Origin of the sequence: Staphylococcus devriesei, from assembly GCF_002902625.1 — a bacterium.
Lineage (GTDB): Bacteria > Bacillota > Bacilli > Staphylococcales > Staphylococcaceae > Staphylococcus > Staphylococcus devriesei.
In genome coordinates, this window is the sequence record NZ_PPRG01000013.1 from 1 (window position 1) to 12,140 (window position 12,140).

A 12,140-nucleotide genomic window follows, 5' to 3' on the forward strand; every position below is an offset into this window, starting at 1 on the left:
AGATGTGTATAAGAGACAGGTTATACAATGAATGTAATTCTATGTTCAATATATGTGGGTATTGATGTGGAATATTAACTTAGTCTAACGATTTTACGGAAAATTTATATATATGGGGTGGAGAGTATGCAAGAACATTTAATCGTGACGCTTGACGGTACAGATTATCTTGTAGAACCAGGAACGAGTTTGCTCGAGTTTATTAAATCTCGTGATACTTTCGTACCTTCAATTTGCTATAACGAATCGATGGGACCTATCCAAACATGTGATACATGTATGGTCGAAATTGATGGCAAAATTGAACGTGCGTGTAGTACTGTTGTAGATCGACCTATGACAGTAAATACTCAAAATAATGACGTTAAAACGAGTCAAAAAGAAGCATTAGATAGAATTTTAGAAAAACATATGTTGTATTGTACGGTATGTGACTATAATAACGGAGATTGTGAAATACATAATGCTATGGATGCGTGGGGCTTAGAAGAACAATCTTACGAATATAAAACAAAACCATATGAAAAAGACTATGGTCCATTTTATCGTTATGATCCTGATCAATGTATCTTATGCGGACGTTGTGTTGAAGCGTGTCAAGACATTGAAGTTAATGAAACTATTTCAATTGACTGGGATCGCGAACACCCTCGTGTTATCTGGGATAATGATGTTCCAATTAACGAGTCATCATGTGTATCATGTGGTCAATGTGCAACAGTTTGTCCATGTAACGCTATGATGGAAGTGAATATGGAAGGAAACGCAGGTTATATGACAGATACTGAACCAGGTTCATTAGCTGCTATGATTGATTTAACTAAAAAAGCAGAACCAGGCGACGGATTACTATTCGCAGTATCAGATTCAGAAGCCGAAATGCGTAAAGAAAGAATTAATAAAACAAAAACAGTATGTACATATTGCGGTGTAGGTTGCTCGTTTGATGTATGGACAAAAGATAGAGAAGTTCTCAAAGTACAACCTTCACATGATTCACCAGCGAATAAAATCGCTACATGCGTAAAAGGTAAATTCTCTTGGGGTCATATCAATTCAGACCAACGTTTAACTAAACCATTAGTAAGAAAAGACGGAGAATTCCACGAAGTTGAATGGGAAGAAGCATTAAATGTTGTTGCTGATAATTTCACTCGTATTAAAAATGAATATGGTGGCGATCACTTAGCCTTTATCGCTTCCTCTAAAGGTACAAACGAAGAATCTTACTTAATGCAAAAACTTTCACGTCAAGTCTTTGGATCAAACAACGTAGATAACTGTTCAAGATATTGCCAAGCACCAGCTACAAAAGGATTATTTAGAACAGTAGGTCACGGCGGTGATTCAGGTTCAATTGAAGATCTTGAAAAAGCGGCAATGACTGTACTAATTGGAACAAATACAGCTGAAGCACATCCTGTTATTGCTTCTCGTATGAAACGTGCTCAAAAGCTATTTGGCCAAAAAATGCATGTCTTTGATATAAGAAAGCACGAAATGGCAGAGCGTGCTGATGTTTTCTACCAACCTAAACCAGGTACAGACCTAGTTTGGTTAGGCGCAGCTACTAAGTATATTATTGACAATGATTTACACGATAAAGAGTTCTTGAGCGAATGGGTAGATAACTATGAAGAATACTATAAATCATTAGACTTATTTACAATGGACTTCGCTGAAGAAGCAACAGGCATTCCTAAAGAACAAATTATCAGTTTTGCTGAAGAAGCGGCTAAAGCAGAATCAATGTCAATTTGTTGGGCTATGGGTGTCACTCAACAAGATATTGGTAGTGATACAAGTACAGCAATTTCAAACTTACTACTTGTAACTGGTAACTATAGAAAACCAGGTTCAGGTGCATATCCATTACGTGGTCACAACAACGTTCAAGGTGCCAGTGACATGGGTAGTATGCCAGACCAATTCCCTGGTTATCAAAAAGTTGCAGATGACGAAATTAGAGCTAAATTTGAAAAAGAATACGGTGTGAAATTAAATCCAACACCAGGACGAGACAATCATCAAATGATGGAAGGTATCCATAACGGTGATATCCAATCATTATACTTATATGGTGAAGATACTGGTATCGTAGATTCAAACATCAACTTCGTACAATCAGCACTAGAAAAAGTAGACTTCTTAGTAGTGCAAGATGAATTCTTAACATTTACTGCAACATATGCTGATGTTGTATTACCAGCCAGTCCATCACTTGAAAAAGACGGTACGTTCACTAATACTGAACGTCGTATCCAACGTATTAATAAAGCGCTACAACCATTAGGCGAATCTAAACCAGACTGGGAAATCTTCCAATTAATAGCGCAACGTATGGGTGCAGATTGGAATTATAGTCACCCAGGAGAAATTATGGATGAGATTGCACGTCTAACACCATATTACTCTGGTGTAAGTTACGACCGTTTAGAAGGCTTCAATAGCTTACAATGGCCTGTAGCTCCAGATGGTACAGATCAACCGACATTATATCTAGATGGTTTCAATTTTGAAAATGGACGTGCCAAATTATTCCCATTAACATTTGATAACTTCTTCAAAGAAGATGAAGTTTATGATTTACATGTTAATAATGGACGATTACTTGAACACTTCCACGAAGGAAACATGACATATCAAACTGAAATGATTAAATACAAAATGCCAAATGCATTCGTTGAAATCTCGCCAGAACTTGCTAAAGAAAGAGATATTCATGAAGGTTCGGAAATACGCTTGATTTCTGAAACTGGAGAAGCAACATTAATTGCTACAGTTACTGATCGCGTTAAGGGTAAAGAAATTTACATTCCATTAAATAATGACGCTATGTCAAATGGTGATTTAGGTGCTATCAACAAACTAACAAATAGTGATGTCGATAAATATACTGATACGCCATCTTATAAACGTACAAGTTGTCGTATGGAAGTACTGACTAGAAAAGGTAAATCACCATTAAACCCTACAAACTTCCGTGTTGATAAAGAACGTAATCCGCAATATAGTGTCCAAGTACAGAAAAAATGGGAACGTCAAGACTATGTCTTCCCTGGAAATGTGGTGGATAAATAATGGCTGAGAGAATAACAAAGATTAAACGTTTAGAAAAGTCAGAAGAACAAATTAAACTTGAAAGTTTAAATGAGGTCACTGATGCGATTGCTGAAAATAAAGATAGCATTTTAAAAGCCATTCGTATCGTTAAAGCATTAGACGATGCTAAGATTCTTGATTTAATGAATGGTGGTATTAGAGGCCGTCAAGTTATTGTAAATAAATTTATGACTGAGTTAAATAAAGATTTATATGCCGGGTTAATTACTAACTTGGCACCTATGGTCTTTATGCTAGGTGAATTAAATGTTCAAGAATTAAGTCAATTCTTAAATAAATTGAATAAAGGTTTACATGTCGCTAATCAAGCTAGTCCTAACGCTAAAACAAGTGTGCGCAGTTTAATGGGCGTGCTCAAAGACGACGATATGAATCGTAGTTTAACTTACATGTTGAATTTACTAAAAGGTATGTCTAGAGACGAAGACTAGTCTCTAACAATTTAAAGAATCTCTATTGAGGGATGCATGGTTTCATGTAGATCTTGATAGGGATTTTTCTTTGAAATTTGATTATAATTTAACAGTACTTTCATATCGAATTATGGTAAGGTGTACTATATATTAAATTTTAAAAATGAGGGGTGAGGACCTATTCATCCAAATATAATTAAATTAATGGCTATTGTTTCTAACGTGTTTATCGTCTTAGGAATTATCTTCTTAATTATGATGCAATTAATGTTAGCTATTTCAATGTTTGCTGTTTCTCTAGCAATTAGTTTAGTGATTTTCAATGTTTTATTCCGTGACCGTACAGGAATGAAGATAATTATCAATCTATCATTTGCGATTGTCGTTATCGTTATTATCATTACATATTTCTTTTTAACTTAATTAGACATATAAAGGGTTGTAGCACGCATGAAAAAGAAGTTTAATTTACGTTTATCTATAACTATACTTATTATTTTACTGGCTATTCTCATTGTCCTGTTAGTCATCAATCAGACTAATATTTTGCGCGAGGATCGGCATTTTACTTTTCAAGAAGCGTTTCAAAAGCAAACACAACCTAGTGTATTAAACACGGTTGATAAGAATGGGAAATTTGTTAATGCACAAGAGAGTGAAGTTGAACAAGCAATGAAGATTACTCACAAAGATAATGCATTAAAGTATATGGATATTTCTCAAAAAGTACCCATGTCTAAAAGCGAAGTAAAAACTATGTTAAAAGGACAGGGAATTCTTGAAGACCAAGCGAATGCTTTTATCAAAGCTCAAGACAAATATGATGTGAATATTATTTATTTAATTAGTCATGCCCGTGTAGAAACTGCAAATGGAAGTTCAGAACTTGCCAAAGGTATTAAAGATGATGGAAAACGTTATTATAATTTCTTTGGTGTAGGAGCTTTTGATGAGAATGCTGTGCATACAGGTAAAAGTTATGCAAAAGAACAAGCATGGACTTCTCCTTATAAAGCTATTCTAGGTGGAGCAAAGTTTGTGCGTACACAGTACTTCGATAATGAGCAAATAACACTATATCAAATGCGTTGGAACCCTCAACAACCAGGGGAACACCAGTATGCAAGTGACGTCACTTGGGCAGATAATGTAGCCCGTTATATGAAAGTGTACTATGAACAGTTTGGGATTAAAAAAGATCACATACGTAAAAATTATTATGTTTCTTAAATATCGAGTATTAGCTACAACGACTTAAACGCGTTTAATAAATAAGTTGAAATATCTATGAAAATAAATAGAAGAATTTGAATTTTGAGGTGTAAATAAATGAAAATTGCAATAATAGGTGCTGGCATCGGTGGGTTAACTGCTGGGGCGCTTTTACAAGAACAGGGTCATGAAGTGACGATATTTGAAAAGAAAACAGATATTAGTGAAATTAGCGCCGGTATTGGTATCGGTGATAATGTGCTCAAAAAATTAGGCACACATGATTTAGCCAAAGGTATTAAAAATGCCGGTCAAAATTTATCAGCAATGAACGTGTTTGATACTAAAGGACAAATGTTAACTGCTGCTAAATTAAAAGAAGGCACACTGAATGTGACGTTATCCCGTCAAACATTGATTGAGTTAATATACTCTTATGTTCAATCTAATAGTATAATGACAGATTACGAGGTAACAAAAGTGGAGAATCATGAAGAAGATGTGATGGTCCACTTTTCAAAACATGCGAGCCAGACTTTCGATTTATGTATTGGAGCAGATGGCATTCATTCGAAGATTAGACAAACGGTTAATCCTGGCGCTAAAGTGCTCTATCAAGGTTATACTTGTTTCCGTGGTTTAGTAGAAGAGGCAAATTTGAAAAATCGTGAAACTGCAGATGAATACTGGGGTACACGAGGACGTGTAGGCATTGTACCTTTAATTAATAATCAAGCTTATTGGTTTATCACTATTAACGCCTCTGAAAAGGATGCTAAATATTCAACATTTGAGAAACCTCATTTACAAGCATATTTTAACAATTATCCTAATGAAGTACGTCAAATTCTCGATAAACAAAGTGAAACAGGTATTCTTCAACATGACATATACGATATGAAGCCGTTAAAAACATTTGTTTATGGACGTACGCTGTTGCTAGGCGATGCAGCACATGCGACAACACCAAATATGGGTCAAGGTGCAGGCCAAGCTATGGAAGATGCCATTGTATTGGCTAACTGTTTAGCAGAGTATGACGTTAATAAAGCATTAACACGTTATGATAAATTAAGAGTTAAACACACTGCAAAAGTTATAAAGCGTTCTAGAAAAATAGGCGCAATTGCGCAAAAAGGCAACAAGTTGACCGTTATTCTACGTAATAGCTTAATGAAACGAATGCCTAAACGTTTTATTAGTGGTCAAACAAAGTTTTTATATAAGGCTAAAAGTAAATAAATAGATAAAGGACCTACTTCTATAAGTGTTTATACATACATTCATAGAAGTAGGTCTCTATTATTTATTTAATATTATTTGTTAACGATAAATTGAGGTTCATCGCCGTTTAATTTTTTAATTGTATCATTTGCAACAATTTTAGACATCATATCTCTAGCTTCAAACGTTGCATTACCAATATGAGGTGTGATAACTACATTATCTAATGATTTTAATCCTTCAGTAATTTCAGGTTCAAACTCATAGACATCTAATGCTGCGCCTTCGATTTCTTTATTTTCTAAAGCTTTAACTAATGCTTCTTCGTTGACAATAGGGCCACGACCAGCATTAACTAAATATGCTGTAGATTTCATTTTTTTGAATTGTTCAGTGTCAATCATATGATGTAAATCTGGATTGTAAGCTGCATTGATTGTAATGAAGTCAGCATTTTCTAATAACGTATTTAAATCAACGTATTTAGCACCAATTTCACGTTCTCTTTCTTTCTTTTGATGAGGGCCAGTATATAATACGTCCATATCAAATGCTTTAGCACGTTTAGCTACTGCACTACCAATTTCGCCTAAACCGATAATACCAATCGTTTTACCTGAAACTTCGCGGCCTCTAAAGAATAGCGGAGCCCAACCTTCAAATCCTTTTGTACGAGATAATTTATCACCTTCTACAATACGACGAGCTACTGCTAAAACTAATCCAAATGTTAATTCAGCAGTTGCTGCTGTAGAAGCTTTAGGTGTATTAGTAACGTCGATATCTTTTTCACGTGCATATTTTACATCAACGTTATTAAAACCAGCCCCGTAGTTAGCAATGATTTTAAGGTTTTTACCACTATCAATCACTTCTTGATCGACATTTGTAGATAATATACTTATTAAAGCTGATGCATCTTTAACACCTTTCTTAAGTGTTTCTTTATCAATGATACCTTCACCTTCATACATCTCAACTTCAAAATGTTCTTTAAGTAGATTTAATCCCGCTTCAGGAATTGCACCGGCAATATATACTTTTTCCATTAAACTCACTCCTTAATGAATACTTCTACCTTAGTATAATAAAAGAAGTAAGCGTATACAAATTAAATTGTTATCAGTTCTATTGAATAAGTCTTAAGCCAATCACGGATACTAGTATAAGGAATATAAAAAATAGTCGACTAAAATGAGCAGATTCTCTATAAAATATCATACCTATGATAGCGCCACCAGCCGTCCCAATACCTGTCCATATCGCATAAGCAGTTCCCATCGGTATAGTAATCATTGCTACTTTTAATGTACTAAAACTAAGAACGAATGTTATAGCCATTAAGACGATATAGAAACGCTTTTTTGTACGAGATAATTCATTTAACAAAATAACGCCTAACACTTCAAATAAGCCAGCGATAATAAGAAATAACCAAGCCATATTAATGACCTCCTTCAGCATCATTATTAGTAGACAATTTTAAACCAATGATTCCAATAAGAAGTAATAAGAGAAGGGCAATTTTTGAAAAAGTAAATGGTTGGTTGAAAAATATCATATCAACGATAACGGTGCCTGCTGCGCCTATACCTACAAAGACGGCGTAGACAGTACCTACAGGTAAATGTTTTGAGGCGGAAAGCATCAAATAAAAGCTTAATGCTATGAAAAAGAGTGTGAATAACCACGTTATAATATTATGGGCGTTATCTAAACCAGTAACCCATACAACTTCTATCAGTCCTGCCAACACAACTTTAAGCCATTGCATGATTAAACCTCCATTTTTAAAAGCCTAATATAAATATTCTCTCAAAAGAGGTCATCTTGTGCAACGCAAACAAATAAGAGGGAGCGATCACAAACATCTATTAGGCTTGCAAAGATGTCTATAATCGCTCCTTCTTTAAATCTTTATGATAAATGGATGTAATTGAAAGAACTTGCTTGTGAAGCAGAAATTGTGCGTGTGTCTTTAACATATGGACCACCACTATAGTTCATTTCTGAAACAGTGATAGAACCATCGTCATTCACACTTTCTACGTAAGCAACGTGACCATAAGTTCCGGCAGAAGATTGCATAATTGCTCCTTCTTCTGGATTATTATCTACCGTATAACCGGCTGATTGTGCAGCGTTAGCCCAGTTATTAGCATTACCCCAAGTACTACCAATGCTACCTCCAACTCTGTCATAAACATACCAAGTACATTGACCGGCAGTGTATAAATTACCAGATGTAGATGAAGTTGTTTGAGTTGACGTAGATGTTGTAGAAGATGAAGTAGTTTCACTTGTATTTGATAATGAACTAGTTGAATGAGTACTAGTCGCAGTTGTATTTGAGTTAAACGATTGTTGTTTAAATTGAGTTTGCTGATATCCTCTTGAATGATGATTAAATTGATGATTTGAATGATGATATCCTTGTGGTGTAAATTGACCTTGTTGTTGTGTGCCATGATGTTGGCCGTAAGGTTGTGGCGCATGATTATATTCTGCAGCATCTGCATGGTTAGCATTAACACCTAATGCGGAAACACCAATACCTGCTGTTAAAGTTGAAATTGTAATAATTTTTTTCATAGTAATAAGTCCTCCCAAAATTTGTATTCAACAATGGTTTGCTTAGCGAAATGTTGAATAGTTATTATGTTTAATTAACTGTCGCTCCCAACGACAACTCATACTTTAGCAAATTAATTGAGAGGTGTGTGCAATGTTACGATTTCGTAAATGAATTACAAAAACCTTGAACAACTCCGTAATAAAAGAGTGTTCAAGGTTACAGGCTGTAATAATACGTGATTAATGCATGGTTTCTACACTAATCTAATATTACATAGTAATTTTTAATTGTTTATTGTTACAACAGTTTGTAACAATAGGTGCCAATCGATTTATTTGAAAAAACGAATTGATAGCGGTACCACATATTCTTTTCCACCAAAATACTTAACACAAGCGACAATGTGGAAAATAAAATAAAGAATTGAAAGTACAAATAATGCTATACCAAGGATTATTAATAAGATGACACAAATAATGCTAAGAGCATCATTATTAAATAAAAATCCAAAATAAACAGGAATAAAGCATAATACGAGTACGACATTCCAAATAAAGTAAGAGATGAGCATATTAAAGTAATTCTTACCAGCTTTATCAATTAAACGTGCATCATTACGCTTGATAGCCCAAATAATAATTGGACCAATAATAGAAGTGAAGAATCCTATTAAAAATATCAACATAGACATTAAACGTGCATCTTGTTCACTATCTCTCATAATTTCAGTGCGTTGCGAATCATTATATTGGTCTTGCATGAGAACACTCCTTTTTTATTATCAGTCAACACTAATATAACAAACATCTCGAAAGAACGTTAGTCTAGTTTTTGAAAATTGAACTAGTTCATACACAAGTGTTTATTATTAAGGGAATTTGGATATATATTATCAAGATATTATTGAAGGTGTGGGCATTGATATTTGGTGCTCTAGAAAACAAATAAACGGTGTCCCAACCTCTATTTCTAGTTAACTTTTGTCGGGGCGAGACTACGAAATCTTTTAAATTGTTTAGATTTCTGTCTCGCTTCCTTTATTTATAAAAAAAGAAAAGGAGTTATTAGATATGAAAATAGCAGTGATAGGTTCAGGTAATGGTGCTGTTACAGCAGCAGTAGATATGGTAGATCAAGGACATGAAGTTAAATTATATTGTAGAAATTCTTCCATTAAAAAGTTTAATACCGCTTTAGAAAAAGGTGGATTTGATTTTAACAATGAAGGTGAAGAAAAATTTGTTCCGTTCACTAATGTCAGTGACGATATTGAATACGTTCTTAAAGATGCGGAGATAGTGCAAGTAGTTATCCCATCTTCATATATAGAATATTATGCGGAAATTATGGCTGAACATGTTACTGATGACCAACTTATCTTCTTTAATATAGCCGCATCAATGGCTTCTATTCGTTTTATGAACGTACTTGATGATCGTCGGATAGATGTGAGTCCAAAATTTGCTGAAGCCAACACACTAACATACGGCACACGTGTTGATTTTAATGAGGCACGGGTAGACTTGTCATTAAATGTTCGAAAAGTATTCTTCTCAACTTATAACAAAAAAGAATTAAGTGATAGTTTCAAAAAAGTTAGTCAAATTTATCCTTATCTAGTAAAAGAAGAAAATTTATGGAAAACAAATCTTGAAAATGGTAACCCTGAAGTTCATCCAGGACCAACATTATTAAACGTTGGTCGTATTGATTATGCTGATTCATTTGCATTATATAAAGAGGGTATCACGAAGCATACTGTAAGATTACTACATGCTATCGAGTTAGAACGTCTAACACTTGGACGTAAATTAGGATTTGAATTATTAAAAGCTAAAGAGGCCCGTATACAACGTGGCTATTTAGAACGTAAAGACGAAGATGAACCGTTAAATCGTTTATTTAATACAAGTCCCGTATTTTCACAAATTCCAGGACCTAATTCTGTACAAAACCGATATTTAACTGAAGACATCGCATACGGACTTGTACTATGGTCTAGTTTAGGACGCGCAATTGACGTAGAGACACCAAATATTGATGCAGTGATTATGATTGCGTCAACGATTTTAGAACGTGACTTTTTCGAAGAAGGCCTTAAAGTTGAAGACCTTGGTCTTGAAAAGTTAGGACTAGAATAAACGATTCATATCAAATATTAGATTATGATAATTTAACACTATCAATTAGATGATAACTATTTATTAAAGAAAAGAGGTCTTGTATCAAATAAGGGGAAGGGAGCTTGTGTATGAGAAGAACACCAACATTTTTGGAGGCTATCTCCACTATAATTGTGATGATAATTGTTGTAACAACAGGATTTATTATTTTTAATATACCTATTCAAGTATTACTCCTCATTTCTTCGGCTTATGCTGCGTTTATAGCAGTACGAGTAGGATTGAAATGGGAAGATTTAGAAGAAGGGATTACGAAACGCTTAACTACAGCTATGCCCGCTATATTTATAATATTAGCGGTAGGTATCATCGTTGGTAGTTGGATGTATTCAGGAACCGTTCCGGCGCTTATTTATTATGGATTAAAATTTTTAAATCCTCATTATTTTTTAGTTTCAGCATTTATTATTTCAGCTATATGTAGTCTTGCTACAGGTACAGCTTGGGGTTCTGCTTCTACTGCAGGTATTGCGTTAATATCTATCGCTGGTCAATTAAATGTTGATTTAGGGATGGCAGCGGGCGCTATCATCTCTGGTGCAGTATTTGGCGATAAAATGTCACCCTTATCTGACACAACCAACCTAGCTTCTTTAGTAACTAAGGTAAATATCTTTTCTCATATTAGAGCAATGATGTGGACAACTATACCCGCTTCAATTATCGGACTAGTGGTCTGGTTCTTCGCTGGGCTTAAATCTAAAGAGAATGTAGATTCTAAACAAATTAATCATTTGCTCGATGAATTATCAAGTATCTACCATTTGAATTTCTGGGTATGGGTGCCATTAATTGTTATTGTTATATGTTTAGTATGTAAAGTGTCAACCGTACCTTCAATGTTAGCTTCAAGTATAACGGCTATCGTTATTGGTACATTAACTCATCACTTTAATATTGTAGATGGATTTAAGGCGACATTTAATGGGTTCACACCTGCTATGACTGGCCATACTCATGTGTCAGATAATGCTAAAACGCTATTAGAACAAGGCGGAATGATGAGTATGACTGAAATTCTTGTAACGATTTTCTGTGGATATACTTTTGCTGGTATAGTGGAAAAATCTGGATGTTTAGATGTTATGCTACAAACAGTAGCTAAGGGTGTGAAGTCAGTAGGAACATTGATATTAATAACAGTAGCGTGTTGTTTAATGATGGTCTTTGCTGCTGGAGTCGCTTCAATCGTTATTATCATGGTTGGTGTATTAATGAAAGATATGTTTGAAGATATGAATTTAGATCGAAGCAACCTTTCACGTACACTGGAGGATTCAAGTACAATGGTCCTTCCACTTATACCATGGGGAACTTCAGGAATCTATTACACGCAACAGTTAGGTGTTTCAGTAGACCAATTCTTTATTTGGACAGTACCATGTTATTTATGTGCTATATTGGCAGTTA

The 12,140-nt window shown here is 34.6% G+C and carries 12 protein-coding genes; 7 read left to right on the forward strand and 5 right to left on the reverse strand.

All coding sequences use genetic code 11. The features are described 5' to 3' along the window. Positions 1-126: 126 nt before the first annotated feature. The 5 genes from fdhF (at position 127) to CD147_RS02205 (ending at position 5,990) form a co-directional block, all read left to right on the forward strand. Positions 127-3,081, forward strand: a complete 2,955-nt coding sequence (fdhF, locus tag CD147_RS02185; protein WP_103165811.1) for a formate dehydrogenase subunit alpha — start codon at positions 127-129, stop codon at positions 3,079-3,081. Beyond that, positions 3,081-3,554 (forward strand): helical membrane plugin domain-containing protein, encoded by a 474-nt coding sequence (locus CD147_RS02190; protein WP_103165812.1) that lies wholly within the window; start codon positions 3,081-3,083, stop codon positions 3,552-3,554. The genes fdhF and CD147_RS02190 overlap by 1 nt, the downstream gene beginning before the upstream one ends. Before the next feature lie 186 nt (positions 3,555-3,740). After that, complete coding sequence (locus CD147_RS02195; protein WP_103165813.1) at positions 3,741-3,959, forward strand: hypothetical protein; 219 nt, start codon at positions 3,741-3,743, stop codon at positions 3,957-3,959. 27 nt (positions 3,960-3,986) lie between these two features. Further along, the gene (locus tag CD147_RS02200) at positions 3,987-4,766 is read left to right on the forward strand and encodes an N-acetylglucosaminidase (protein ID WP_103165814.1); all 780 of its coding nucleotides are present in this window, start codon (positions 3,987-3,989) and stop codon (positions 4,764-4,766) included. Between the two features lie 99 nt (positions 4,767-4,865). After that, a complete protein-coding gene (locus tag CD147_RS02205) occupies positions 4,866-5,990 on the forward strand; it encodes an FAD-dependent monooxygenase (protein ID WP_103165815.1) in 1,125 nt (374 codons plus the stop codon). Between the two features lie 74 nt (positions 5,991-6,064). On the opposite strand, the gene CD147_RS02210 is transcribed toward CD147_RS02205, so the two are convergent. From CD147_RS02210 to CD147_RS02230, 5 genes are all read right to left on the reverse strand, one after another. Beyond that, positions 6,065-7,021, reverse strand: coding sequence for a 2-hydroxyacid dehydrogenase family protein (locus tag CD147_RS02210; RefSeq protein WP_103165816.1), 957 nt, complete (start codon positions 7,019-7,021; stop codon positions 6,065-6,067). 79 nt (positions 7,022-7,100) lie between these two features. Then, complete coding sequence (locus CD147_RS02215) at positions 7,101-7,415, reverse strand: DMT family transporter (RefSeq protein WP_103165817.1); 315 nt, start codon at positions 7,413-7,415, stop codon at positions 7,101-7,103. A gap of 1 nt (position 7,416) precedes the next feature. Next, positions 7,417-7,746, reverse strand: coding sequence for a DMT family transporter (locus CD147_RS02220; RefSeq protein WP_103165818.1), 330 nt, complete (start codon positions 7,744-7,746; stop codon positions 7,417-7,419). Between the two features lie 143 nt (positions 7,747-7,889). Then, entirely contained in the window at positions 7,890-8,564 is a 675-nt protein-coding gene (locus CD147_RS02225) for a CHAP domain-containing protein (protein ID WP_103165819.1), read from the reverse strand. Positions 8,565-8,878: 314 nt separating this feature from the next. Next, positions 8,879-9,307, reverse strand: coding sequence for a magnetosome magnetite crystal formation protein family (locus CD147_RS02230; protein WP_103165820.1), 429 nt, complete (start codon positions 9,305-9,307; stop codon positions 8,879-8,881). A gap of 310 nt (positions 9,308-9,617) precedes the next feature. Between CD147_RS02230 and CD147_RS02235 the strand changes: the two genes are divergently transcribed. After that, complete coding sequence (locus tag CD147_RS02235; protein WP_103165821.1) at positions 9,618-10,688, forward strand: NAD/NADP-dependent octopine/nopaline dehydrogenase family protein; 1,071 nt, start codon at positions 9,618-9,620, stop codon at positions 10,686-10,688. 110 nt (positions 10,689-10,798) lie between these two features. Further along, positions 10,799-12,140 (forward strand): Na+/H+ antiporter NhaC (gene nhaC / locus CD147_RS02240; RefSeq protein ID WP_103165822.1); only part of this gene is annotated, 1,342 nt, incomplete at its 3' end.